The organism is Streptomyces sp. NPDC001920 (assembly GCF_053594495.1).
The window spans coordinates 361,861-387,668 of record NZ_JBSFEP010000001.1 but is presented as its reverse complement, the minus strand read 5'-3'; the positions used below and the strand labels follow the sequence as shown (position 1 = coordinate 387,668).

The 25,808-nt window shown below is 70.8% G+C and carries 22 protein-coding genes; 10 read left to right on the top strand and 12 right to left on the bottom strand.

All coding sequences use genetic code 11. The features are described from left to right. The first annotated feature begins 13 nt into the window (after positions 1-13). The 7 genes from ACWCPI_RS01585 to ACWCPI_RS01555 all read left to right on the top strand — a co-directional run bounded on the left by ACWCPI_RS01585 (position 14) and on the right by ACWCPI_RS01555 (position 9,847). Complete coding sequence (locus tag ACWCPI_RS01585) at positions 14-1,090, top strand: ABC transporter substrate-binding protein (protein ID WP_451036180.1); 1,077 nt, start codon at positions 14-16, stop codon at positions 1,088-1,090. A gap of 69 nt (positions 1,091-1,159) precedes the next feature. Further along, positions 1,160-2,191, top strand: a complete 1,032-nt coding sequence (locus ACWCPI_RS01580) for an iron-containing redox enzyme family protein (protein WP_451036355.1) — start codon at positions 1,160-1,162, stop codon at positions 2,189-2,191. Positions 2,192-2,201: 10 nt separating this feature from the next. After that, positions 2,202-2,879, top strand: coding sequence for a 2OG-Fe dioxygenase family protein (locus ACWCPI_RS01575; RefSeq protein ID WP_451036179.1), 678 nt, complete (start codon positions 2,202-2,204; stop codon positions 2,877-2,879). Continuing rightward, on the top strand, positions 2,869-4,896 hold the full coding sequence (locus ACWCPI_RS01570; RefSeq protein ID WP_451036178.1) for a radical SAM protein: 2,028 nt from the start codon (positions 2,869-2,871) through the stop codon (positions 4,894-4,896). Before ACWCPI_RS01575 ends, ACWCPI_RS01570 begins: the two co-directional genes overlap by 11 nt. A gap of 93 nt (positions 4,897-4,989) precedes the next feature. After that, the gene (leuS, locus tag ACWCPI_RS01565) at positions 4,990-7,455 is read left to right on the top strand and encodes a leucine--tRNA ligase (protein ID WP_451036177.1); all 2,466 of its coding nucleotides are present in this window, start codon (positions 4,990-4,992) and stop codon (positions 7,453-7,455) included. Between the two features lie 282 nt (positions 7,456-7,737). After that, a complete protein-coding gene (gene dapF, locus ACWCPI_RS01560) occupies positions 7,738-8,577 on the top strand; it encodes a diaminopimelate epimerase (protein WP_451036354.1) in 840 nt (279 codons plus the stop codon). A gap of 76 nt (positions 8,578-8,653) precedes the next feature. After that, entirely contained in the window at positions 8,654-9,847 is a 1,194-nt protein-coding gene (locus tag ACWCPI_RS01555; RefSeq protein WP_451036176.1) for a cytochrome P450, read from the top strand. A 102-nt stretch (positions 9,848-9,949) separates the two neighbouring features. Here ACWCPI_RS01555 and ACWCPI_RS01550 read toward each other — a convergent pair whose 3' ends face one another. Continuing rightward, positions 9,950-10,720: a thioesterase II family protein gene (locus ACWCPI_RS01550; RefSeq protein ID WP_451036175.1), complete on the bottom strand. Its 771-nt coding sequence runs from the start codon at positions 10,718-10,720 to the stop codon at positions 9,950-9,952. A gap of 713 nt (positions 10,721-11,433) precedes the next feature. Between ACWCPI_RS01550 and ACWCPI_RS01545 the strand changes: the two genes are divergently transcribed. The 3 genes from ACWCPI_RS01545 to ACWCPI_RS01535 all read left to right on the top strand — a co-directional run bounded on the left by ACWCPI_RS01545 (position 11,434) and on the right by ACWCPI_RS01535 (position 14,221). Further along, positions 11,434-12,792: an MFS transporter gene (locus tag ACWCPI_RS01545; protein ID WP_451036174.1), complete on the top strand. Its 1,359-nt coding sequence runs from the start codon at positions 11,434-11,436 to the stop codon at positions 12,790-12,792. Positions 12,793-12,870: 78 nt separating this feature from the next. Next, positions 12,871-13,359 (top strand): hypothetical protein, encoded by a 489-nt coding sequence (locus tag ACWCPI_RS01540; RefSeq protein ID WP_451036173.1) that lies wholly within the window; start codon positions 12,871-12,873, stop codon positions 13,357-13,359. Between the two features lie 163 nt (positions 13,360-13,522). Further along, complete coding sequence (locus ACWCPI_RS01535; protein ID WP_451036353.1) at positions 13,523-14,221, top strand: phosphatase PAP2 family protein; 699 nt, start codon at positions 13,523-13,525, stop codon at positions 14,219-14,221. A gap of 7 nt (positions 14,222-14,228) precedes the next feature. Here the strand turns inward: ACWCPI_RS01535 and ACWCPI_RS01530 are convergent, their stop codons facing one another. Genes ACWCPI_RS01530 through ACWCPI_RS01480 form a run of 11 tightly spaced genes read right to left on the bottom strand, consistent with a single transcriptional unit; the run spans position 14,229 to position 25,807 of the window. Beyond that, positions 14,229-15,548, bottom strand: coding sequence for a glutamate-1-semialdehyde 2,1-aminomutase (locus tag ACWCPI_RS01530; protein WP_451036172.1), 1,320 nt, complete (start codon positions 15,546-15,548; stop codon positions 14,229-14,231). 7 nt (positions 15,549-15,555) lie between these two features. Beyond that, the gene (locus ACWCPI_RS01525; RefSeq protein ID WP_451036171.1) at positions 15,556-16,107 is read right to left on the bottom strand and encodes a dTDP-4-dehydrorhamnose 3,5-epimerase family protein; all 552 of its coding nucleotides are present in this window, start codon (positions 16,105-16,107) and stop codon (positions 15,556-15,558) included. Next, positions 16,104-17,351, bottom strand: a complete 1,248-nt coding sequence (locus ACWCPI_RS01520; RefSeq protein WP_451036170.1) for a polysaccharide pyruvyl transferase family protein — start codon at positions 17,349-17,351, stop codon at positions 16,104-16,106. Before ACWCPI_RS01520 ends, ACWCPI_RS01525 begins: the two co-directional genes overlap by 4 nt. Next, positions 17,348-18,295, bottom strand: a complete 948-nt coding sequence (locus ACWCPI_RS01515; protein WP_451036169.1) for a glycosyltransferase family 2 protein — start codon at positions 18,293-18,295, stop codon at positions 17,348-17,350. Before ACWCPI_RS01515 ends, ACWCPI_RS01520 begins: the two co-directional genes overlap by 4 nt. After that, positions 18,292-19,590: a hypothetical protein gene (locus ACWCPI_RS01510; RefSeq protein ID WP_451036168.1), complete on the bottom strand. Its 1,299-nt coding sequence runs from the start codon at positions 19,588-19,590 to the stop codon at positions 18,292-18,294. Before ACWCPI_RS01510 ends, ACWCPI_RS01515 begins: the two co-directional genes overlap by 4 nt. Continuing rightward, positions 19,587-20,888 (bottom strand): DUF4910 domain-containing protein, encoded by a 1,302-nt coding sequence (locus ACWCPI_RS01505; protein ID WP_451036167.1) that lies wholly within the window; start codon positions 20,886-20,888, stop codon positions 19,587-19,589. The genes ACWCPI_RS01510 and ACWCPI_RS01505 overlap by 4 nt, the downstream gene beginning before the upstream one ends. Next, complete coding sequence (locus tag ACWCPI_RS01500) at positions 20,876-21,910, bottom strand: NAD-dependent epimerase/dehydratase family protein (RefSeq protein WP_451036166.1); 1,035 nt, start codon at positions 21,908-21,910, stop codon at positions 20,876-20,878. Before ACWCPI_RS01500 ends, ACWCPI_RS01505 begins: the two co-directional genes overlap by 13 nt. Positions 21,911-21,913: 3 nt before the next feature. Further along, positions 21,914-22,561, bottom strand: coding sequence for a PIG-L deacetylase family protein (locus ACWCPI_RS01495; protein ID WP_451036165.1), 648 nt, complete (start codon positions 22,559-22,561; stop codon positions 21,914-21,916). Further along, positions 22,558-23,352, bottom strand: coding sequence for a glucose-1-phosphate cytidylyltransferase (locus ACWCPI_RS01490; protein WP_451036164.1), 795 nt, complete (start codon positions 23,350-23,352; stop codon positions 22,558-22,560). Before ACWCPI_RS01490 ends, ACWCPI_RS01495 begins: the two co-directional genes overlap by 4 nt. Then, on the bottom strand, positions 23,349-24,599 hold the full coding sequence (locus ACWCPI_RS01485; RefSeq protein WP_451036163.1) for a class I SAM-dependent methyltransferase: 1,251 nt from the start codon (positions 24,597-24,599) through the stop codon (positions 23,349-23,351). The genes ACWCPI_RS01490 and ACWCPI_RS01485 overlap by 4 nt, the downstream gene beginning before the upstream one ends. Next, a complete protein-coding gene (locus ACWCPI_RS01480; RefSeq protein ID WP_451036162.1) occupies positions 24,596-25,807 on the bottom strand; it encodes a glycosyltransferase in 1,212 nt (403 codons plus the stop codon). The genes ACWCPI_RS01485 and ACWCPI_RS01480 overlap by 4 nt, the downstream gene beginning before the upstream one ends. Position 25,808: the final 1 nt, after the last annotated feature.

Genomic DNA, 25,808 nt, shown 5'->3' with positions numbered 1-25,808 from the left:
GAGTTATCGCTTCATGGGCATGCCTGACCTCACACGATCCGCTCCGACCCGCCGTCAACTCCTGCGCGCCTCCGGCGCGGCAGGACTCGCCCTCAGCGGTCTGCTGGCCGGCTGCGGCAGCGGGGAGGCGGAGTCCGGCGGTGGCGGACAGACCATCAAGGTCGCGCTGGGCTGGATCAAGAACGTCGAGTTCGCCGGATACTGGATCGCGGCGGACCGCGGCTACTACGCCGACGAGGGGCTGACGGTCGAGTTCCAGGCGGGCGGTCCCAACGCGCCCGACCCGACGCAATCGGTCGCGACCGGCAACGCCCACATCGGAATCCACCCCAACCTGCAGACCGTCGTCCAGGCCATAGCCAAGGGCAACGACTTCAAGCTCGTCGGTACCCAGTTCCAGACCGGACCGGGCGGCATGCTCTCGCTGGCCTCCGATCCGGTGCGGACACCGGCCGACCTCGTCGGCAAGAAGATCCTCGGCCAGCAGGGCACCCAGCCCACGATCGACGCCGCGCTCAAGGTGGCGGGGCTGCCCAAGGACTACACCTTCGTCCCGGTCGGCTTCGATCCCGCGCCGCTCGTCGAGAAGAAGGGGGCGGTGTACACCTGCTTCGTCACCAGCCAGCCCATCACCCTGGAGCAGAAGTACGGGATGAAGGAGGGGACGGACTACGTGTCCGTCACCACCAGTGACCTCGGCATACCCGGCTACGCCTGCCTGGTCTTCACCGGGAACTCGTTCCTGGACAAGCACCGAAAGGCAGTGGAGGGATTCCTTCGTGCCTCCGTCCGCGGGTGGCAGGACAACGCCCGGGATCCCAAGATCGCCGCCCGGCTGGCCGTCGAGAAGTACGGCGTCGACCTGGGGCTCGACCTCAAGCAGCAGATCCGTGAGAACGAGTTGCAGACCCCGCTCACCCGCAGCGCGCTGACCGAGTCCAGCGGACTGTTCCGGATCGACACCGAACTGCTCGGCGGAAAGATGTACGAGGCGTTGCGCGCATCGGGCGTGCAACGCCTCCCCGATGCCTCCGAGATCGTCGATCAGACGGTCCTGGATGCGGTGTTCAAGGGAAAGTCCGCCGTCTGACACGTCATGTCCGCGGACGCATGACCCCATGCTCCGCGAGCCATCCCAGGGAGACGCGATCGCGTGAACATGTCCCACACATCCCTGCTGTCCTCACTGACGAGGGCGGAGGACAGAGACGACTGGCACGCACTCAACACCGACCCGGACTTCCGCAAGGAGGTCGTCCTCGCCTGCCGCGAACTGGTCGACACGGCGTACGGGCAGGGCGACGAGCTCGCCCTGTGGAACCTGCACGACATCCTGGCCCGCATATACGACAACGATTTCGGACCGCCCGGCGTGGACCGCGCCGGCAAGGAGACCCAGCCGATCCACCGGGACATCGCCGCCGTCCTGGAGAAGGCCGTGCTGGAACGCGAACTCGCCGACATCACCGACGACGAGGTGTCCTCGTACCCCGAGGACCCGGACGCCTACGTGACCTGGCTGAAGGCGCGCATCGGGGACCACGGCAGCCGACGGCATCCGCTGTACCGGGAGTACCTGAGGAACGAGGCCGGCGCCGAGGACTTCCGGTTCTTCCTGGCCCAGGAGTCGAACCTCGACCCCCGGTTCGACGACATCCTCGCCCTGATGCAGCTCGGTGTGTCCGGACGGCAGAAGCTGGAGCTCGCGGCGAACTACTGGGACGAGATGGGCAACGGCGACCCGGCCGACGTCCACACGGCCATGTTCGCGCAGGCGCTGCGCACGGTGGGCGCGGACGACGCGTACATCGCCAAGAACCAGTTGCTGGAGACCAGAATCTCCGGCAACCTCTCCGCCTGCCTCGCCCTGTCGCGCCGGCACTATCTGAAGGCCGTCGGCTTCATGGGCGTGACGGAGTACATGGTCCCCATACGGTTCCGGGACTTCGTCGACGGCTGGCGCCGGGCCGGCCTCCCCGAGGACGGCGTCCGGTACCACGAACTGCACATCGGCATCGACGCGCAACACGCCTCCGGTTGGTTCAAGAACGTCGTCAAGCCGCTGATCCACGAGGACCCGCGCAGCGGCCGGGAGATCGCGACCGGAGCCCTCATCCGCCTGAACTCGTCGCTGCGGTACCTGGACGCCGTGCTGGCGCACCTGCGCACCGCCACCGAACGCCCGAACTGAGGAGCCGACCATGGCGCTGAACGAGCTGGGATTCGACATCATCGACCTACCAGAGGCCACCCCGGAGCTCCTGGAGTCCTTCGACGACCTGAAGTTCGACGAGTACATGGGGGACAACCGCTACCGCCGCTTCGCCCAGTTCCGCATGTACCGGCACGACGGGCAGTGGGAGTTCGAGCGGCTGCCGCTGCGTCCCTATGTGACGTTCTCCAAGTTCAACCCGGTGGCCGGCGGCATCCGCCGCCACTACGAGCCGATCGTCGCGGACTTCACGCCGCACATCCGGGCCGGCGCCACGGCCGTTCCGCTCGACACCGGCCAGGACTGGCAGGTGAACGTCCACCAGTTCCGGATCGTGACCCGCCCGGACACCTCCGGCACGATCGTCCCGGAGGGACCGCACTCCGACGGCCGGGACTACGTGCTGATCGGTGTCTTCGGCCGGCACGGCATCACCGGCGGCGAGATGACGCTCATGCCGCACGGCGGGGGAGAGCCGTTCTACCGGGGCACGCTGCAGGCCGGTCAGGCCGCGCTGCTGGCCGACCGGGACATGTGGCACGACGTGTCGCAGATCGAGCCGGTCGAGGAGCAGGGCCACCGGGACACGCTCATCGCCACCTGGGTGCCGTGGGCCGACAAGTGGTACGGCGACGATTTCGAGGAGCGGGCCATCAGTGAGGGCTGAACACGACCATCTCGGCGGCCGGCCCCTGCCGGACGCGACCCGCCCGCCCCGAGCATCGGCACCAGGTCGGCGGCTGTGCCATCTGATCGAGATCACGGCGATGCCCGATGTCCGCTACAGCCTGATCCTGGGCTCCCTCCAGGCATCCGCGCAGGCCGATCCGCAGGTGGCCGGCGCGTACCGGTTCCACAAGCACGTCCTGTTCCAGTCCCCCGATCTCATGGGGCGCCTCCCGGAGTGGGTGGAGAGGCTGGAGCGGCCCGACGTGGTCGCGCTCAGCGTGTACTTCTGGAACCGCGCCGGCGTGATGCTCGTCGCACGGGAGGTCAAACGGCGCTGGCCGCGGTGCACGGTCGTGCTCGGCGGAAACGATGTCAGCTATCAGACCGAGTCCGTCTTCCGTGAACCGGCGGTGGACGTCCTGGTACACGGTGAGGGCGAGCTGACCTTCACCACGGTGCTGTCCTCCCTGGCCGGAACCGGCCGGCCCCTGGCGGACCTGCGGGGAATCAGCTACCGCGAAGGGGACCGCGTGGTCACCACCGCTCCCGCGGACCGCATCAGCGATCTCAGCCTCATCCCGTCCCCGCTGCTCAGCGGGGTGTACGCGGAGGAGGACCTCGCGGCCTCCCGCACCATCATCCTGGAGACGAACCGCGGATGTCCGTACTCCTGCGCGTTCTGCTACTGGGGCGGGGCCACGAAGTCCAAGGTGAGGCCCTTCCCGCTGGAGCGCGTCAAGAAGGAGATCAGCCACGTCGTCGCCCACGCCCCCGAGAACGCGACCCTCTTCCTCGCGGACGCCAACTTCGGAATTCTGCCGCGGGACGTGGAGATAGCGGAATGGCTGGTCGAGGAGCTCCAGCGGCACGAGAAGCGGATGTTCCTCTACACGAACTGGGCCAAGAACACCAACAAGCGTGTCATGGAGGCGGCCCGGATCCTGTACTCGCACCGGCTGATATCCGCGGTGACGCTGTCGGCGCAGTCGTTCACCCCGGAGGTATTGGAGATAGCAAGACGGTCGAACATCAAGACCTCCTACTACCGGACGCTGCAGGAATCCTTCCAGAACCAGGGAATTCCCACCTACACCGAGCTGATCTGGGGTCTTCCCGGAGAGTCCCTGGATTCTCATCTGGCCAGTGTGGAAGAGGTGATCGAAGCCGGCGGACACCCCGTGGTGTATCCGCTGCTGCTCCTCAACAACACCGAGTACTCGACCGAGCGGTTCCGCGGTGAGCACGGCCTGGTCACCAAGCGGCTGCCCTATCAGGTCTCGAATCCAGAGATGGAAGCCGAGTTCGTCATCGAGCACAGCCGGATGACACAGCGGGAGTGGCAGCACGGCCTGGAGATCCGGCTGGCCGGGGCGGTGTTCCACGGCTGTCTGCTGCGCAGCGTCCTGTACCACCTGCACACGCGTTCCGGGCTGCGCGTGGTCGACCTGTACAGCCGTCTGGTCCGCTATCTCCACGAGGAATGCCGCATCCCGGAGATCCGCGAACTCACCCGGAACCACCGGGCGTCGCTGCTCGACCCCTCGGCGCTGGACTCCGCGCTCATCGGCCGGTTCGTGGCCGCGGGTTCCATCCCGGAGCACCTGCACTATCAAGCCATCGTCCGCATGCTGGCGCACACCGGCGGCATGGCGCAGGTGGTACGGGAAGCGGCGGAGTACCTGTACGCCGGGCTGCCGGAACCGGTCATGGTCCCCCGCGAGGAGTTCGACGCCATGGTCGACGTCCAGACCGCGATCGCTCAGAGCCTGGCCTGCGCCGTGCGCGGGGAAGCGGTGCGCACCACGGTGCCGCTGCCGGACGGGGTGCGCCGCGTACTGGCCGCAGCCGGCCATCTGCCACCTGCGGATTCCCCGGAAGGCAGCACGGTGGGCGACGAGTTGGAACTGGACAGTTCGGCGCTCGCCGAAACACCCTCCGACACCATGTTGCTGGCGATCTATCACGGCAGCATCCGGCTGCCACGCGCCCTGCAAGCAGCGAAAGCGGGGGTGTGAGCGAGGTATCCGTGACCGAACTGCCGCACGTTAGCCGTACAGTACACTTGCCGCTCATTTAGCCGGTCGAGAGCTGCATAGCCAAGGAAACCGATGACCGAAAAGATTGCGCCAAACCAGTACGACCCGCGCCGCGTCGAAGCCCACTGGCAGGGCGTGTGGAACGAGCAGCGGACCTGGGAGGTGTCGAATTCCCCGGCACCCGGCGGTAAGTCCGCCTATGTGCTGGAGATGCTTCCTTACACCAGCGGAGAGCCGCACGTCGGTCATCTCAAGAATTACTCCGTGGGCGACGCGGTGGCGCACTTTCTTCGGCGCCAGGGGTACTACGTCCTGCATCCCATGGGCTACGACGCCTTCGGCCTGCCGGCCGAGAACCATGCCATCCGTACCGGCCAGCACCCCCGGGTCTCGACCGAGGCGTCCCTCGCCTCGTTCCGGGAGCAGTTCAAGCAGTGGGGCGTGTCGATCGACTGGACCCGCGAGGTCAGTACGCACGAGCCGTCGTACTACCGCTGGACCCAGTGGATCTTCCTTCAGCTGCTGAAGGCGGGCCTCGCCTACCGCAAGCAGTCGGCGGTCAACTGGTGTCCGACGGACGCCACGGTGCTCGCCAACGAGCAGGTGGTGGACGGCGGTTGCGAGCGGTGTGGCACGCCCGTCGAACTCAAGCAGCTGGAGCAGTGGTTCTTCCGCATCACCGACTACGCGGAGCGCCTGCTGGGAGACCTGGGCGGCCTGGACTGGCCGGAGCACGTGAAGACCATGCAGCGCACCTGGATCGGACGGTCGGCCGGTGCCGAAGTCGTCTTCCGGGAGGCCGAGTCGGAAGGTGAGATCAAGGTCTTCACCACGCGCCCCGACACGGTCTTCGGCGTCAGCTTCATCGCCCTGTCGCCCGAACACCCGGAGCTGGAGCGGTTCGTCGCCGACTCACAGGCCGACGCCGTACGGGAGTACGTGAACGCCGCCCGGCGCGCCGGCCACAGCGACCGGGGCAACGAGCAGCGGCCCAAGACCGGTGTCCTCAGCGGAGTGCACATGGTGCACCCGTTCACCGGCGAGAAGATCCCCGTGGTCGTCGCCGACTACGTGCTCATGGAGTACGGCAGCGGTGCCGTGATGGGTGTCCCGGCGCACGACGAGCGGGACTTCGGCCTGGCCGAGGCGCTCGGTCTGCCCATCGTCCCGGTCATCGGCCGGCCCGACGGCGAGGAGACCGAACTGCCCTTCACCGGCAGGGGAGTGGCGGTCAACTCCGGTGCGTTCGACGGTCTGCCGAGCGACGAGGCGGCGACGCGGATCGTCGCCGCGCTGGCCGAGAACGGACAGGGCGAGTCGGTCGTCAGCTACAAGCTGCGGGACTGGCTGGTGTCACGGCAGCGCTACTGGGGCTGCCCGATCCCCGTCGTCTACTGCGACGGCTGCGGCATCGTGCCCGTGCCGGAGGAGCAACTCCCGGTGGAACTGCCGGACATCGAGGACTTCGCCCCCAAGGGCAAGTCGCCGCTGGCCGCCGCGGAGGACTGGGTGCGCACCCAGTGCCCGGACTGCGGTGGTCCGGCGCGCCGGGAGACCGACACCATGGACACCTTCGTCGACTCCTCCTGGTACTACCTGCGCTACTGCGACGCCCGCAACGACCAGGCGCCGTGGAGCCAGGAGGCCGTCCAGGCGTGGATGCCGGTCAACCAGTACATCGGCGGCGTGGAGCACGCCATCCTGCACCTGCTCTACTCCCGCTTCCTCTGCAAGGCCCTCGCCGACCTGGACCTGCTGCCGGTGCAGGAGCCGTTCGGCACGCTCTTCACCCAGGGCATGATCACGCGTGATGGCGCCAAGATGTCCAAGTCCAAGGGCAATGTGGTCTCGCCGCGGACCATCGTGGAGAAGTACGGCGCGGACACCGCGCGTGCGTACATCCTCTTCATGGCGCCGCCCGAGGCCGGCGGCGACTGGTCGGACGAGGGTCTCGAAGGCGTCTACCGCTTCTTCAAGCGGGTCTGGCGGTACACCGAGACGATCGAGGCCGCCGAGGGCGAGGTGATCGGTGCCGCCGCGGACCCCGAGCGCGACCTGGCGCTGCGGCGCAAGACGGCCTGGGCCATCACCAAGGTCACCGAGGACATGTCCGGCCGTTACGCCTTCAACACGGCGATCGCCGCGTTGATGTCGCTGTCCAACGAGTGCAGCCGCGCGCTGCAGGACGGTGTGTCGACCGACGTGGCCCGTGAGGCCGTCAGCACCCTCGCCTCCCTGCTCCAGCCGTTCGCCCCGCACATCGCAAGCGACGTCTACTGGCGGCTGACCGGGAAGTACGTCTGGCAGGACCCCTGGCCCACCGCCGACGAGGAACTGCTGCGCACCGAGACCGTGACCCTCGTGGTCAAGGTCAACGCCAAGGGCCGCACCGAGCTGACCGTGCCCGCCGAGGCATCGGTCGAGCAGATCGAGGAAGCGGCGAAGAACCTGCCGGTGGTCCAGGAGGCCGCGAAGGGACGCACCGTCAAGCGCGTCATCGTGGTCCCCGGAAGGCTGGTGAACGTGCTCGTCGACTGACCGGCACCGAACTGGGCGCGGTCCGGTCCGACCTGGTCGTCGGCCGGACCCGGCCGCCCGCACTGTCCGGGCACCTAGGGCCTGTCGTTTGGATCATGTCGGCGTCGCGGGGTCTGGCACGCGCATCTGCCGCGTTGTCGTCGGTTGCCGACGCTCCGCGTCGGCGCCCTCCTCCGCCTTGCAGCTACACGCACCAGACCCCGCTCGGGTGGGCCGAGAGGCGACGTTTCTCTCAGCCGACCTGATCCAAACGACAGACCCTAGCAGCGTGAACGGGTGGAGATGATGGCCGAGTTCTTCAAGTACGAAGCTCTGGGAAACGACTACGTCGTGATCGACACCACCAAGTCCTCGCTCGCCGCGGACGGCGAGGTGGCCCGGCGGGTCAGTGACCGGCGCCGGGGAGTGGGCGCCGACGGGGTGATGTTCGGACCGCTCGACGCCGAGGGCCGACCTGGTCTGCGGGTGTTCAACGCGGACGGCAGCGAATGTCCCGGCAGCGGGAACGGGCTGCGGATCTTCGCCCACTTCCTGCGCGAGCGCGGTCACGTCGGCCACGACCGGTTCAGCCTGCGCACGGTGTCCGGCACGGTCGAGGTCCGGGTGCTGGACCTCGCACGCGGGCTGGTCGAGGCGTCGCTCGGACCGGCGGCCGTGCAGCCCGTCCAGCCGCTGCCCGTGGGCGACCGCACCTTCGACGTCAGCCTCGTCACCGTGGGGTCGCCGCACTGCGTGGTCGTGGTGCCGGAGGCCACGCGGGACCTGGCCGAGCGGTGGGGCCCGCTCATCGGCGGCCACCCCCGCTTCCCCGACCGAGTGAACGTGGAGTTCGTGACCGTCCTCGACCGCCGCACCCTCGCCGCCGAGATGTGGGAGCGCGCGGCGGGATACACACCGGCCTCCGGAGCGGGAGCCTGCGCCGCCGCCCTCGCCGTGCACCGCCTCGGCGACGCGGACTCCGAGATGGACGTCAGGATGCCGGGGGGCCGCCTCGAGGTGACCGTCGGCGCCGCCGGTGACGTCGCGCTGCGCGGTGGCGTACGCAGGATCGTGGAGGGCACTTTCAGCGACGCCTTCCGGCAGGACCTGGCACTTCGGCGGGCCGAGGTCGCAGTGCCCTGAGGACTCCGACCTCCTTCTGCCATGCATGTGTGCCGAGAACACGTTCTCTTCCGTCAGTGTGCCCTCAAGGAGCCGGATGACCAGCCCGACCGTCCATGCGCACGTCCAGGGCCTGGACCCCTTCCACCCAGACGTCCTGCGGGACCCTCACCCCGTGTACGCGTCCCTGCGCGACGCGGGCCCCGCGACGTACCTTCCCGACCGGGATCTCTGGCTGGTTCCCCGCTACGAGGAGGCGTCCGCCGTCCTGCGGAACTACCGGGAGTTCATCTCGGGACTCGGCGTGGGCTACACACGGGTGCCCGACCACGGCTACCGCTACCCCCTCGTCGACACGGATCCACCCGACCACACACGGATTCGCCGGGCCGTGCAGGGATGGTTCAGACGAGCCGAGATGGCGGAACTCCGGCCCGGCGTGCATGCCGTGGCCGAGGAACTCGTGGAGGCGGCCGTCGACGCCGGGGAGGTCGACGCGGTTGCCGCGCTGGCCCGGCCGCTGCCCGACCTGACGATCCGGCTGCTGACCGGAATCGTCCCCCCGAGCGCCGAGACGATCGCCGCGTGGGCCGACGCGGTCGGTCAGCTCGCGGCGCCGGATCTGGAGCCGCGGCACGCGGAACTCGCGGCGCGGTCCCTGGAATGGCTGAGCACGCAAGGCATGGAGGCGCTGCCCCCGCACTGCATGGCCCGGGCCCTCATGGAGACGGGCGGGCACGAGGGCGGGCTGGAGGCGGACGGCCCCGAACGGCTGATGACACTGGACTCGATCTGGCTCGCGGGCATCGACTCGTCCAGCAGCCTGTTGGGCAACGCGGTGCACGCCTTCTGCCGCTTCCCGGACGAGTGGGACCGCATCCGGTCCGATCCCGCGCTGATACCCAACGCGGTGGAGGAGCTCATGCGGTGGGACTCGCCCTTCCGCGCCTTCTACCGCCGTACGGTGGCCCCGGCGGTCATCGGCGACGTACACATTCCCGCTGACGCCGACATCTGCGTCATGCTGGGCTCTGCGAACCGGGACCCACGGCGCTTCGAGCGGCCCGACCGGTTCGACGTCACCCGAGCTGACGCCAAGGCGCACCTGGCGCTCGGCGCCTCCATCCATCTCTGTCTCGGAGCGCCTGTGGCCCGCCTGGAGACCATCGAGTTCCTCACGGCGCTCGCCGCGCGCGTCCGCCGTTTCGAAGCGGCCGGAGAACCGGTGCGGGCCCGGAGCCAGACGATGCGCAAGTTCGACACCCTGCCCGTCCGGTTGGTACCGGCCTGACACGCGTCCGCGCCCGGCCGGCCCGCCGCCCCGGCCGGGGCGGCCCGACGCGTTCCCGGCCGGCGCGCTCGCCCTTGCGGTTTCGCAGCGTGCCGGGCGACTTCACACGGCCGGCCGGCCCTGCCGTGTGCGCGCCGGCATCTCGGCCGAGATCCTCGCGATGACGTCCGTGGCGTGCCTGTCCAGGTAGAAGTGCCCGCCCGGCCAGATCCGCAACTGGAAGGCGCCGTCGGTGTACTCGCTCCAGGCGGTGGCTTCCTCGGCCGACACCATCGGATCCGCGTCGCCGATCAACGCCGTGATCGGGCAGGTCAGTTTCGGCCCCGGCGCGTACACGTACGTCTCCGCGGCCTTGTAGTCACTGCGGATCGCGGGGAGCACCATCGCGGTCATCTCGGGGTCGTCGAAGACGTCGGCCGCGGTGCCGGCCAACGACCGTATGTGCGCGACGAGTTCCCGGTCGCCACGCTCGTGGAGGTGCTCATTGCGGTTGAGGGCGGGGGCTCGCCGCGATGACACGAACAGGTGCTCGATCTTGGTGCCGGCCGCTTCCAGGCGCCGTGCGACCTCGAAGCCCACGGTCGCGCCGAGACTGTGGCCGAACAGGTACAGCGGTTGGTCCGTCAGCGGCCGGATCACCTCGGTGACCTCGTCGGCCAGCTCGGCGACCGTCTCCCGGCGCCGTTCCGGCAGGCGTTCCTGCCGCCCCGGATACTGGATCGCGAGCACTTCGACGTCTGGCGAGAGGGCCTTCGACACGGGCATGTAATAGCTTGCCGCACCACCGGCGTGCGGCAGGCAGACGAGTCGGGCGGGCGCCGGGCCCGCCGGGTGGAAGCGGCGGATCCACTGGTCGGGGTCGACAGCCTGCATGCGATCGGCTCTCCTTGTCACGGTGTCGGGTGCGTCGGGTGCGTCGGGTGCGTCAGATGAGGGGCACGTACGACCATGCCGGATTCGGTCTCCCGCATGCCGATGTCCGCGGGTCTGGGATCGTTCAGGAATGGGCCGGGATCATCCGGAATGCCGAAAGACCGTCAAAGACTGTGCGTCGGCCAGACTGTCCGAAAACTCGCGGGACTTCCCGGACTCGATTCGAGGAGCAGGGAATGACCGTTGGCAGGGAATGCCTGGCGCAGTTTCATGACGGCCTGTCAACTCTTGTTCAGAATAGGGGAAACGCGCTTCGGCGCAACTGAGTATGGGCGGTCTGGACAGCGGGCGAGTGACACTGCAAGAGTACTCGGTATGAAGATCATGTACCACGAGCCCCCACGGTCTGTTCCCCTCGCCCCGGCGTCGGGCATTGAGCGCCTGGAAAGCAACTCGACACGGCATGGCCATTTCGCGGATGCCGGCGCCGCCTTATCCGAATACCCCCCACACCGTCTTGTGCCCGCGTTACCCGATATGCCGGCAGGGGGTGAAGTGTTCACCCAATTATGGCTCGCAGGACACCTCCTGCGGGCGTCGGTCGGCCGGAAACATGACGGTGGCACGGTCGGCCCGCCGTCCTCCCGCAGCGGCACCCGGGAACGCCCGGGCGAGCGTCGGTCGGTCGACGGCGGTCTTCCCGGGGTGCCCGCATGACCAGTACCGAAGTGACGCCACGACACAAGCCCGGACTGGCACTTGTGGTACTGGCCGGGGCGCTCGCGCTGGATGTCAGTGGCCTCGGCGTGCTCAACGCCGCCCTGCCGTCGGTCGGAGCACGGTTCGACCTGGACGACACCACGCTCCAGTGGGTCATGATCGCCTACGCCGTGACGTTCGCCGGCTTCCTGCTGGTGGGTGGTCGGCTGGCCGATGTCCTCGGTCGACGACGCGTGTTCGAGTTCGGTATCGCCCTGTTCACGGTGGCCGCGTTGGTCGGGGCCGTCGCCCCGGACATCGGGGTGCTGCTCGGCGCGCGGGCGGTCCAGGGCATCGGTGCGGCCTTGTCCGGTCCGGCGGCACTGGCCCTGCTGACCGAGGTGTTCGAGCCCGGTCCGGCGCGCAACAAGGCACTCGGTGTGTACGCGGCCGTCGGTGCGGCGAGCTTCAGCGGCGGGGTGCTGCTGGGCGGTGTACTGACCCAGTTCCTCGGCTGGCGGTCGGTGCTGTGGTTCTCGGTCCTGGTGGGAGTGGCCGTGCTGGCCGCGACACGCGCCGGGTTGCCCGGCGGGGCCGGACGCGGCGGCCAGTTGGACCTGCCCGGTGCGGTCTCCGGCACGGCCGGCCTCACCCTGCTGGTCGTCGGCGCGAGCACCGGCGGCACGCTGGCCTGGTCCTCACTCGGCCTGGCAGTGGTGTTCCTGCTGCTCTTCGTCGTCCGCGAGCACCGCACCACGGATCCGGTGCTGCCTCTCGACCTCTTCCGGGTCACATCGGTACGCACCGCGAGCCTCGCGGCGTTCCTCCAGTACATGGCCTCGGTCGGGATGCTGTTCTTCGCGCCGCTGTATCTGCAGGGGATGCTGGACTACTCTCCGTTCGAGTCCGGTCTCGCGCTGGTGCCGATGTCGGCGGGCGTGTTCCTGACCGCCAACTTCGTCACCGGACGCCTGCTCACCAAGTACACGCCGCGCATGCTGATGACCGTCGGGCTCGTCCTGATCGGTGGCGGAACAGCGCTGTGGATGAGTACACCGCCCGACGGCGACTATCTGTTGCATGTGCTGCCCGGCATGGTGATCAGCGGTATCGGTCAGGGACTGAACTTCCCCGCGATGACGTCCGCCGCGCTCACCGGCGTCGAGCCCGAACGGCACGCGGTCGCCGGGGCGGTGAACGTGGTGGCACAGCAGATCGGCGCCAGTATCGGGGTGGCGGTCATGGTGCTGATCGCGGCGACCGGCGACGACCAGCTCACCGGCTACCATCTCGCCTATCTCGCAGCCGGTGTCGGCTGTGCGCTCGGAGCGCTGATCATCGCTATGGCAGGCCGACGGACCGGCACGGCCTGAGGAGCTCACATGGGGAACGGCTCGCGGGGCGACAGGCCACTTTGCGCGGTGGCCCCGCGAGCCGCCGATCGTCGCGAGGTGGCCGGGAGGCCAGGGTCCGGGCGTACGGGCCCCACGAGGCAGCGCCGGCGCAGCCGGCCGGTGTGGTTCCTCGCCCTGTGCGCGGTGTGGGCGCTCGGTGCGCTCGCCTGGGCGGCCGTCGCGCTGCTCACGCCGGCCGGTGACGGTCCGCGAGAGGCGGTGGAGCGCAAGGCGGGCATGCACCATGAGCAGCATCAACCCGCGGGGCGCTACTACATACCGACCCACGCCGAGGTGGAGGAGGACGGCACCGCCGTACTCCGGTACGAGGTGGGCGACAGCCAGGACTCCGGCGTCGAGGACTTCCTCCGTACGTACGGCATCACCGCCGAGCCGCAGCGCACCGGCCCGGCCGAGGTGACGTACGCCGACCGCTTCGGCGACGTACGGCGAACGTTCACGGTCACGTACAACCCTTCGCCCGAGCCCGGCGGGTACGACTACGCGCGGATCACCGTCAGAGCCAGGGGCACGGACACGAGCTGAAGGGCCGTGGCAGCGCTCCCCATGGCTCATCATGAGCGGAGCGCGGCGAATCACGGATGCTGCGAACGAGCGTGTCCGATCTGTGGGGGGGGGAGCGGAGGTGGGTCGCATCCGCGGGATGGTCCGCGACGGTGTGCGGCGGGCGGCGCACGTGTTCGGCGGCATGGCCCGCCGGCCGGCTCCCCCGGTGCTGCACCCGCCGCTGCGCGCATGGCTCGGTCTGATCGCGGCCCTCGGCGCGCTGGTGGTCGTCGTGTTCGGCGTGCTGTACTCCGGCCACAACGAGTCCGGCAGGGTGGACAGGTGGATCATCCGGCCGACCGCGGACAGTGTGGGGCCGCCGTGGCGGTACGTCGCTCTGGCCGTCGACATCCTGGGGGAGCCGGTGGGAGCGGCGACGCTGGTCGTGGTCACCGTGACCGGCTGCCTGCGGCTTCGGCACCCGCGCGCGGCGGTCCTCGCCGTTGCCGGTGCCGGCCTGGCCGTGGCTGCGACGAAGGTGCTCAAGCCCTTGGTGGGGCGCACCATCCACGGCGACGGCAACCTGTCCTACCCGAGCGGGCACACCGCCTTCCTCACCGCGCTCGCCGTCGTGGTGGCGCTGCTCGCGGCCGGCCGGTCCGGCCTCGGCAGGACGGCCGGCACGCTGGTGGTGCTCACCGCGGCACTGGCCGCCGGCGCCGCCATGGGGTGGGCGCAGGTCGCCCTGGGCGCGCACTACCCGACCGACGTCCTGGGGGGCTGGTGCACCGCGCTGGCGGTGGTACCGGTGACCGCGTGGCTGGTCGACCGGACCGCCGACCGGGCCGCCGACCGGCCGGCCGATCGGACGGCCGACGCCGGTCGGCAGGAGCTGCGCTGAAGCCACGTCATGCCGAGCGGCGGAACACGGGCTTCACCGGTCGCCCGCCCGTCCAGGGGGTGGGGTCGGCGGCGTCCAGTGCCTTCCGGTACACCGCACACGCCTGGGCCACCACCTCGACGGTGTGGTCGATGTCGGCGTCGCTGAGCGCGCTGCTCACCACGAACGACGGGGCGAGCACCCCGCCCGCGAGAAGCCGGCGCAGGAAGAGCGTGCGGTACCGCTGCGACGGCCGCAGGTTCTCGTCGAGGGTGGCGAAGACCAGGTTGCTGGCCCGGCCCCGGACGACGAGGTGGTCGCCGACGCCCATGCCGGCCGCGGCCTCGCGGACCCCGGCGGCCAACCGCTCGCCGATGGCGTGCAGTTGCGCGGTCACGCCCTCCTCCGTGAAGGTCCTCTGCACGGCCATCGCGGCGGCCAGGGAGTGGGTCTCCGCACCGTGCGTCGTGGACAGCAGGAACACCCGGTCGCCGGAGTGACGCAGCCCGCCCCGCTCCATCAGCTCGCGGCGTCCGGCCAGCGCGGAGACGGCGAACCCGTTGCCCAGCGCCTTGCCGAAGGTGGAGAGGTCGGGGACGACGCCGTACAGGCCCTGGGCGCCCGCCTCGGACCAGCGGAAGCCGGTGATCATCTCGTCGAAGACGAGAACGCAGCCGTGCCGGTCGGCCAGTTCGCGCAGGCCGGCGAGGTACCCGGGCGGCGGCTCGGTGTGGGTGGCGGGTTCGAGGATCAGGCAGGCGACCTCGTCCTGGTAGCGGGAGAGCAGCTCCTGGGTGGCCGCCAGGTCCCCGTAGGGGAACGCCACGGTGAGTTCGGTGGTCGACTCCGGGATGCCGGCGGACATCGGTGTGGTGCCGATGAACCAGTCGTCGACGGAGAAGAACGGATGGTCGGCGCAGAGGGCCACCCGCGGGCGCCCGGTGGCGGCGCGGGCGAGACGCACCGCGGCGGTGGTGGCGTCGGAGCCGTTCTTCGCGAACTTCACCATCTCGGCGGTCGGCACCGTGGCCAGGAAGCGTTCCGCGGCCTCGACCTCCACGACGGACGGCCGGACGAAGTTGCTGCCGCGGTCGAGTTCCCGCCGCACCGCCTCGGTCACGCGCGGGTGGGCATGGCCGAGGCTGACCGACCGCAGGCCGGAGCCGTACTCGACATAGCGGTTGCCGTCGACGTCCCACACATGGGCGCCGTGGCCGTGGCTGATGACCGGGGCGAGGTTCTCGGGGTACTGGTCGTCGCCCTTGGCGTAGGTGTGCGCGCCGCCGGGGACCATGGCGTGCAGCCGTTCGTTCGCCGCCTGCGACCGGGGGAGGAGGAGCTCTTCCACGCCGACTTCATCCTTCCTGCTGCTTGAGGACCTCGGCGAGGCTCGGCGCCTCCCGGTCCCGCTGGGACATCGAGGTGACCGGCAGCGGCCAGGGGATCGCGAGCTCCGGGTCGTCGAAGGCGATCGTCACGTCCTCGGCCGGGTCGTGCGGGCGGTCGATGCGGTACGAGGTGTCGGCGGTCCCGGTCAGCGCCTGGAAGCCGTGCGCGCATCCCGCCGGGATGTACAGGGTCGCCTGTGTCTCGCCGGACAGTTCGAAGAAGGCCCGATTCCGGTACGTCGGTGAGGTCGGCCTCAGGTCCACCACCACGTCGAAGATCCTCCCGTACGAGCACCGCACCAGCTTGGCCTCGCCTGCGCCGGACCGCAGGTGCAGGCCGCGCAGCACGCCCCGGACCGAGCGGGACAGACTGTCCTGGACGAAGGCGTCCGGGTCCAGGCCCACCGAGCGGACCACGTCGGCGTCGAAGGTGCGGCAGAAGAAGCCGCGTTCGTCGGCGTGCGGCGTCGGCTCGAAGAGGAACGCGCCCGCGATCTGCGGGACTTCGGTCGCTTTCATGGAGTCTCCTGCCGGGGACGGCGGTGGGCGTGGGCTCGGGCTCGGGTGTGGTCGGGCGCGCGGAGCAGCGCAGCGGTCAACTCGGTGAACTGCTCCCCCAGTTGTGCGGCGGCGACCAGGTTCCGCTCGGCGAGGGTCCGCCGCAGCTCCGCCGATCGCTTCTCCAGCGCCCGGAACTGCTCCAACAGCCGGTCGGCGTCCACCTCGCGGGCCGGATGGCAGTACGGGCCGAGGCCCATCCGGTCCATGAGCGCCTCGCTCTTCGCCGCGTAGCTGAGTGCGAGGGTCGGCGTTCCGGCCTTCAGCGCGCAGACCAGGTTGTGGTACCGGGTCGCCACCACGGTGTCGGCAGCCGCCGCCTCCCTCATCAGATCGGCCAGCGAGGCCGCCTCGGCCGCGGTGACCAGCGGCGAGTCCACCGCGTCGAGGATGGCGGCGACCACCGGCGCGTCGCACTCGTCCCCGGTGAGCAGCCGGACCGGCCTGCCGTCCTCCACCAGCGCGCGGACGAACCGGGTGGTCCCGTCGAGGTAGCGCCGGTGGATCCCCTCGGCCAGCGCGCGGTCGTCGTTGCCGCCGTGGAAGTCCATGACACCGACGCAGACCAGGCCCGGCGAGCCGTCCGGGGGCGCGCTCGCCTCCGGCGCCGGCAGGGCGAACGCCAGGTCCGGGTAGACCCCGTCGTGCGCGGCGTCGACGCCCATCTCCCGCATGGCGTCGCGGGATCGGTCGTCACGGTAGGACCGGTACGCGGCCAGCCGGGCGGACCAGCGCACCAGCGCCCGGGTCGGCCGGTTGCCTATCGGGGCGGCGCCCACACCGACCAGTGCGACCCGGGTGCCGAACAGCCGGCCGGTCGCGCACAGCAGGAACAGCGAGTACGGGAAGCCCCACGGCCGCAGCGGCAGCGTGGCCTCCAGGACGCCCATGCCGGGCACGATCACCACGTCGTGCCGGCGCACCCAGGCCGCGGTGCGGGCGACGTCGACGAGTTTGCCCAGCCCCTTCGCCGCGATCGCGCCCGCACGCGACGCGGTGCGGTACTCCCCGCGGTACCAGTGCAGCCGGGTCGCGGGGATCCCGTACCGGGCCGTGACGACCTCGGGCCCGCCGCACAGCGCGTCCACGACCGCCTCCGGGTGCTCGGCGCGCAGGTAGCCGAGCACGGCCTCCAGCGACCCGTCGTTGCCGAGGTTGCCGGAGCCGAGCAGGCCGAACAGCCCGACGCGTACGGCAGGTCTCATGTCCGCCGCCCCTCGCGTCCCGCGACGAGGTCGTCGACGCTGACGGCGAGCTTGGCCGGGTCGACGGGGGCGCGGTCCTCGACCCGCTCGCCGGCGCCCGGCCGGACCCGGCTCGTCATCCACTCGCCCAGGTGGCGGTAGCAGGCGCGCCGGTCGGCCGCGGACAACGGCGCCCGCCGGATCGCCGAGACGAAGCCCAGGACGTACTCGGCGAGCAGCCGCGGCGTCGGGTGCAGCGGGCCCGCCCGGCGCGGGTCCAGATTGACGCACCGGGCACGCTTGCCCGGGTTCGCACGCTCGGCGCGCGTGGGGTGGTCGCGGCGGAAGTACAGCAGCTCCGGCACCTGATGGAAGGGACCCTGGAGGACGATCTGGGCGACGAACGTGCGGTCCGCGTGGTGATAGCTGTCGTGCGGCCGCACCCGGCGCAGCATGTCGGCGCGCATCACCCCGTAGAAGTCGTCGCCACCGGGCTCGAACAGGAAACTGCGGAAGCGCTCCGGCGCGTGCGGGGAGTCGGTGGCGAGCCCGTACTCGTACGGGACCTTCACCTGGCCGTCGCCGTCGATGACCGCCTGGCCGGAGTGCGCGAGGACCACGTCGGGCCGCTCGTCCAGTGCCTCCACGCAGCGCCGCAGCAGGTCCCGGGCGTAAAGGTCGTCGTGCGAGGCCCACTTGAACAGCTCGCCGCGGCACTCGGTGAAGACGTGGTTGTGGTTGGGGGCGGCGCCGATGTTCCGGAGCAGCCGTATGTACCGGATGCGCGAGTCCCGCGCGGCGTACTTGCGGCAGATCTCCTGGGTCCCGTCGGTCGAGGCGTTGTCGGAGATGACCAGCTCGAAGTCCTCGTAGGTCTGGCCAAGCAGGGCGTCGAGCGCCTCGGCGAGGTACTCCTCGCCGTTGTAGACGGGCAGGCCGATGCTCAGCCGGGGACGGTCGGTCATGGAGTCCTCACTTCGGGGATGGAATCGTGGTGGCGCTCGCGCAGGGCGGACCGCAGGTGCAGCCACCACACGGCCGAGCCGCCGACGGTCGCGGCGGCGACGCCCCAGGCCGAGCCGACCGTGCCGGCCGCGGCGGCCCCGCCGAGCCCGCCGGTGACGTAGCAGGCGGAGGCGAACAGCTGGCTGCGCAGGCTGCGCCGGGCCGCGCCGAGCGCGCGCAGCCCGGCCGCCGCTCCGGTGCCGAGACCGGCGCCCGCGACACCGAGGGTGGCCGGCACGACGAGCTCGGAGGCGGCGTGCCAGACGTCACCGAGCACGAGCTCACCGGCCCGGTCCGGCACCAGCAGCAGCGCCGCGCCCCACAACAGCGCGGCGACGGCCTGCGCGCCGCCCAGCAGGAGGCAGAACCGGCCGAGCCGGTGCGGGGCTCGCCGCAGCACCCGTGCCGCCTCCGCGACGGTGACCAGCGAAAGACCCATCAGGACCGCGAGAAAGGGGCCCAGCAGGAGTTCGGCGCCCCGGATGACGCCCACCGCGCTGACCCCGACGATCGCGCCGAGCCCGTACGCCCGGAGCTGGCTCGCGCCGCTGACGGATGTGTTCTCGACCAGGTACCGGTAGCCCAGGTCGCGGTGCTCGCGCACCCACTCGCGCGCTCCGGTCGACCGGGGCCGGATCCCGGACTGGAAGCAGCCGTACACCGCGGCCACCGCGGCGGACGCGCCCCAGGCGAGCACGAACGCGGCCACGCTGCCCACGCGGGCCGCCACCACCATGGCCGGGACGAGCGCGAGACCCCACACGAGGTCGTTGACGAACGCCTTCCGGCCGTCGCCGGCGGCGAAGAACGAGTACCGCCAGGCGTCCTGCAGCAGCAGCCCCGGCAGCATGACGCCGAGGCAGACGAACGCGGGTCCCACGGCTCCGCCGAGAGCGAGGCCGACCACCGCACACGCCCCGCCGACCGCCGCACCGACACCGAGCGCGGTACCCGACGACCGGGCCACCGCCCCGCGCCAGGACCAGTCCGGCACACCGCTGAAGCGCACCACGAGCGGGTCGGTGGCCAGCCCGCGGGAGACGCTGAGGACGACGCCGTAGGTCACCCAGGCCAGGCTGAACACGCCGAACGCGGCCAGCCCGAGCGAGCGTGCCACGTAGATCCCCACCGCGAAGTTGGTCATGCTGGAGGCCGCCTGGTCGGCCAGCCCCCAGGACAGCCGTCCGACGACGGCCCGCCGGGCCGACCCGGCCGGCCTCGTCGTCCTCTCGCCCTTGGTGGTCATCGGCGTCATGCCTTGATCAGCGCGGCGCCGTGCAGGGCGTCGGCCGCGGCGGCGACGGTCTCGAACGGCAGCCCGGACCGCTCGACGACGTCCAGCAGACTGTGCTCGCCGTCGGACAGGCTGAGCACCCAGAGCATGGCCATCTGGGCCTGCTTGGTGTCGCTGCGGCCGCCGAGCGCGTCGTACAACCCACGCCGTCCCAGCTGTGGTTCGCCGTACGGGCTGAGGTTGACGTACCGCCGGTTGCGGTCCAGGACGGCGAACGCCTCACGGCAGACCGCGAGGGTGTCCGCCATCGCCTCCGGGGAGACGAAGTCCAGGTTGTCCGCCGAGGTGTGGTACTCGGGGTAGCCGGCGTACGGGGTCCGGCTGAGCGAGCCCACGCCGAGATCGAACCCGGGCGAGCAGAACTGCCGCTCGTCGTAGCCGTACGGGGTGAACTCCGTGACGCGGTGCGGGCGTTCGGAGGCGGCCAGCACATGCCGCATCACCCGGTCGATCTCCGCGTCACCGCGCCTGCTCTGCTTGTACGTCAGCCGGCCCGGGTCGCCCGCGCAGGCCAGTACCAGGCCGTGCCTGACCCGGTCGACCCGCTCCGCGTTGCGGGCCAGCCAGGTGATCGCCCCGATGGTGCCGGGCGCGAACAGGAACCGGTACGTGTAGTGCGGCGTCCGCTCCGCCAGAGCCCGGGCCAGGAACGTCGCCACCGCGATGCCGGCCAGGTTGTCGTTGGCCAGCGACGGATGGCAGACGTGGCAGGAGACGATCACCTCGTCCGGCACCTGACCGGGGACCACATGCTCGGCGTAGGTGAGGTGGCCGTCCGCGAGGGTGGAGTCGACGCACACCTCGTAGTCGCCGTCCGGCATCGCGTCCAGGGTCTCCTGGGCCAGGCAGAACCCCCATTCCGGCTTGTAGTAGCTGGTGCGGTACGGCACCCAGGAGGGGTGGTCGGGCAGGGTGTGCAGGTGCGCGCGGAGTTCGGCCAGCGGCATGGTCCGCGACACCGGCACGCTGTAGCCGAGCACGTGCAGGCTGGACGCGGCGAAGTCGACGACCCGGTTGCCGGCGCTGTCGGCGATGTACGCGTCCCGGATGTTCCACTCCTGGGGCACCGTCCAGTCGAGCACCTGGGTCCCGGTCGGCACCTCGCGCACCTGGAGCGGGATGTACTCGCCGATGATGTCCAGGGTGGCGCGCACACCGTCGCCCGTGATGCTCCGGCACAGCGGGTACAGCCGCTCCACCAGCGTGTACATCTCCTCGCCGGGCCTCGACGGGTCGCCGGCCGCGGTCACCGGCGCCACCGCAGGGTGTCGTCCACGATGCCGGCGTCGGCCGCCGTACGCAGCACGGCCAGCCGGGTGAAGCGCCGCTCGAAGTCCTCCCGGGTCAGCCCGTGCGCACGGTAGGCGTCGGCGAGTTCGAGCGCGCCCTGCTTCACCGTCCACTCGCAGTCGAAGCCGGGCACCGCGGCCCGGAACCGGGAGAAGTCCACCCGGTACGAGCGCGGATCGGCGCCGGTCTCCCCGGTGATCACCACCCGCGAGCCGGGCACCGCCTCGGCGACCTGCTCGGCGATCTCGGCGACCGTGACGTTGTTGGTCTCGCTGCCGATGTTGAACGCCCGGCCGTGCACCGCTTCCCGAGGCGCGCTCAGCGCGGCCGTGAAGGCCCGTGCGATGTCGGCGGCGTGCACCAGCGGGCGCCAGGGCGTGCCGTCGGAGAGCACGAGGACCTCACCGGACAGCAGCGCGTGGCCCACCAGGTTGTTCAGCACGATGTCGGCGCGCAGCCGGGGTGAGAAGCCGAAGGCGGTGGCGTTGCGCATGAACACCGGGCTGAAGTCGCCGTCGGCCAGCGCGTGCAGGTCGTCCTCCACCCGCACCTTGGACTCCGCGTACGGCGTCACCGGGCGCAGCGGGGCGTCCTCGCCCACCAGGTCCGCCGAGTCACCGCCGCCGGCGGCCCCGTAGACCGAGCAGGTCGACGCGTACACGAAGCGCCCCACCCCGGCGTCGCGGGCCAGCCGGGCAAGGCGTACGGAGGCATGGTGGTTGATGTCGTAGGTGAGCTCCGGCGCCAGCGATCCCAGCGGGTCGTTGGAGAGCGCGGCCAGGTGGATCACGGCATCGACCCCGGCCACGTGTTCGGCCGTGACGTCACGCAGGTCCACCCGGTGCCCCCGCGGGTCCGCGGGCGAGGGGCCCAGCACGCAGTCGGCGAACAGGCCGGCGTCGAGGCCGACGACCTCGTGCCCGGCGGCGGCCAGGACCGGGGCCATGACGGTGCCCAGGTATCCCTGGTGTCCGGTCAGAAGTACGCGCATGGTTCAACCCCCCAGGTTGAGCGTGAGTTTGGTGACGGCGAACGCCTCGGCGTATCGCTCGTGGCATTCGATGCCGCGGATCCGGGCAAGGCCGAGGAAGGCCTCCCGGTCGTACCAGGGCCGGTGGCGCTGCGAGGGGTAGTGCTCCTGCAGCAGCCGTACCTTCTCCTCGGCGGTCTTCGGCGACAGCGGCTGGTACGCCGTCGGACGGCCGAGATCGCCGTCCCACTTGACGATCTCGTAGCCGAGCACGAGGTGGTCGCGGAAGGCGGTGGGTATCAGCTGTGCCAGGCCACGGTGATCCTGGTGCGCGTCATCGGTGCGCGGGGCGAGGATCAGGTCCGGGTCGCTCTGCGCGCGCAGTTCCTCGACCGCGGCCTTGGCCTCCTCCCAGTGCGCGGGCAGCCGGCCGTCCGGCAGTTTGTGCACGGTCAGTCGCAGGTCGGCGCCCGGGCAGAAGGCGGCGAGCGCGGCCTGCTCCTCCTGCTCGCGCTCGGTGCCGCCGCCGGAGAGCACCAGCGCGTCGACACGGACACCCGGCCGCGCCAGGCACAGCGTCAGCAGCGTGCCGCCGGCCCCGATGGCGATGTCGTCGCAGTGCGCGCCGACGGCGACGATCCTCTCCGGCCGCCCGGTTGCGAGCCTGATCACCCGCTCACCCCCGCGCTGTCCCGCTCCCACACGGCCCATGGACGCTCGCCCCGTGCGTAGGCGGCGTCGAGCGCGGCCCGTTCCTTCACGGTGTCGGTCGGCTTCCAGAAGCCGCGGTGGCGGTGCGCCACCAGCCGGCCGCGCTTGGCCAGCTGGGCGCATCCGTCGGCGACCAGGTCCCCGTTCTCCGGTATGTGGTCGAAGACCTCCTGGCGGAGCACGAAGTAGCCGCCGTTCTCCCACAGCGGCAGTTCGCTCACCGCGGTGATGCCGCCCACCAGGCCGTCCTCGCCCAGCTCGACGCAGTGGAACGAGGACTGCGGCGGCACCACCATCATCGAGGCCCCGGCGTCGCGCCGGGCGAACCGGTCGATCATCTCCGGCAGCGGGGCGTCGGTGAGCACGTCGGCGTAGTTGGCGAGGAACATCTCGTCGCCGTCCAGGTGGTGCCGCACCCGGCGCAACCGCTCTCCGATCGGCGACTCGACGCCGGTCTGCGCGAACGTGATCGTCCAGTCCGAGATGTCGGTGGACAGCAGCTCGGTCCGCCCGCCCCGCAGCACGAAGTCGTTGGACGTCGTCTCCTCGTAGTTGAGGAAGAAGTCCTTGATGTGATGGGCCCCGTACCCGAGGCACAGGATGAACTCCGTGTGGCCGAAGTGCGCGTAGTAGCGCATGACGTGCCAGATCAGCGGCCTGGGGCCGACCATCGCCATCGGCTTGGGCACGTCGTCGGACGCCCCGTTGCGCATCCGCATCCCGTAACCGCCGCAGAACAGGACGACCTTCATGCTGTGACCTTTCGGGGCGCGACCTCGACGATGCTCAGTTCCGGGATGGGAAAGACCAGCCGGCCGCCCCACTCGTGCACGAACGACAGCTGCTCGACCAGCTCGGCCCGCAGGTTCCACGGGAGAACGAGCACGTAGTGCGGCTTGTCGGCGGCTATCTGCTCGGGCGGCAGGATCGAGATGCGGGTGCCCGGGGTGAACCTGCCGTGCTTGTAGGGGTTGCGGTCGACCGTGTACGGGAGCAGGTCGGGCCGGATGCCGCAGTGGTTGAGCAGGGTGTTGCCCTTGCCGGGGGCGCCGTAGCCGACGACCGTCTCACCGCGTTCGGCAGCCTCGACGAGGAACTTGATCAGGTCCCTGCGCACCTTCGCCACCCGGGCGGAGAACTCGGTGTACCCGGACAGCTCCTGCAGCCCGGCGGCCTTCTCCCGGGCCAGCACGTCGGCCACCCGCTGCGTCGGCTCTCCCGCCACCTCGGCCGGTCGGGCCCACAGCCGTATCGAGCCGCCGTGCGTGGGCAGCGACTCGACGTCCACGAGCGTGAGTCCGCCACTCGCCAGGGCCCGGGCAGCGGAGGCGACCGTGTAGTACTGGAAGTGCTCGTGGTAGATCGTGTCGTACTGGTTCTCCTCGATCAGGGTCAGCAGGTGCTGCACCTCTACGGAGACCCAGCCGTCGTCGGCGACCAGGGCGCGCAGCCCCCGGGTGAACCCGATCACGTCCGGGATGTGCGCGTACACGTTGTTGGCCACGACCAGGTTCGCCGGTCCGTGCTCCTCGCGGACGGCGGTCGCGGTGTCCGGGTCCAGGAACTTGGTGAGCGTGGGCACACCCGCCTCCCGCGCCGCCGCGCCGACGTTCACCGAGGGCTCGATGCCCAGGCAGCGGATCCCGCGGTCCACCACGTGCCTCAGCAGGTACCCGTCGTTGCTCGCGACCTCGACCACGAAGGCGTCGGGGCCGAGACCGAGGCGCTCCACGGCGTCCGTGACGAACGTCCGCGCGTGCTCCACCCAGGAGGTCGAGTACGACGAGAAGTACGCGTACTCCTGGAACGTCTCCTCCGGCGTGATCAGCGGCGGGATCTGCGCGAGCCAGCAGTCGGTGCAGACCCGCAGGTGCAGCGGGTACGCCGGTTCCGGCCGGTCCAGTTGGTCCGCGGCGAGAAAACTCTCGCACGGTGGCGTCGCCCCGAGGTCGACGACGCTCGCCAGCGCCGCCGAGCCGCAGAGTCGGCATCGTGTCATTTACTGCCCCCCATTGATTCCGTCCGATCCGCGATCGCGGTGCGGTACTCCTCCTCCAGGCGCTCCAGGCCGACGGCCGGGCTGAAGCCCCGCTCGTACCGGCGCCGGGCCGCCCGGCCCATCTCCCGGCCCAGGGCCGGCTCGGCCGTGATCCGGCGTATGCAGGACGCGAGCGAGGCGGACTCGCCCGGCCGGTGCAGCAGCCCGGTCACGCCGTCCTCGACGAGTTCGACGAAGGCGCCGTGCCCGGCGGCGACGGTCGGGACCCCGGCCGCCATCGCCTCCACGACCACCAGGCCGAACGTCTCCAGCCACGTCGAGGGAGCCACCACGGCGACCGACCGCGCGACCGCCTTCCGGCTCTGCGCGGGGTCCAGCAGGCCGACGTACCGGACGTCGTCGCGGCCCGCCGCCCAGGCGGTCACCTCTCGTTCCAGTGGCCCCGCGCCGGCTACCACGAGCGGCACGCCCACGCCGCCCTCCGCGGCGATCTCGTCCCACGCGGCCATGAGCAGCCGCACGCCCTTGGCCTCCGCGAGCCGGCCCAGGTAGAGCAGGTGCTCGCCGGTGCCCGACCGGCGGTCGCCCGGGTCGGGGACGAAGTTGTGCTTCACCACCAGCCGCTCGGACGGCATGCCGGACCGCACCAGGACATCGCGCTGCGCCGCGGAGATGCAGAAGAACCGCTGCACGCCGGACCACCACCGCTGCCGGTTGACCGACATGCTGACCGCGAGCGGCACCGTCGCGAGGCGGGAGCCGCGGTAGCAGCCGTGCCGCACGGCGGGCAGCGGCGCCGCCGAGCCGACGCACTCGGTGCACGGCCGGCCGTCCCGCTGCAGCGTGCCCGGCGGGCAGACCTGGGTGTAGTTGTGCAGCGTGGCGACGGCGGGCACACCGGCGTCCGCGCAGGCGGCGAGGACCGCGGGCGACAGCAGCGGGAAGACGTTGTGGACGTGCACCACGTCCGGCCGGTCGGAACGCAGCCGGGCGGCGAGTTCGCTGCGGACCGCCGGGTTCCACGGCACGAGCAGCGGTACCGCGACCTTGCCGAGCAGGGACCGGGCGGCGATGTCGTCGCTGCGCCGCTCGAACACCTCGACCCGGTGGCCGGCCCCGCGCAGCAGGGCCACCTCCTGGTCGACGACCTTGTTCTCCCCGCTCGGCTGCGCCGAGGCGTAGCGGTTGTGCACCACGAGGACGTGCATG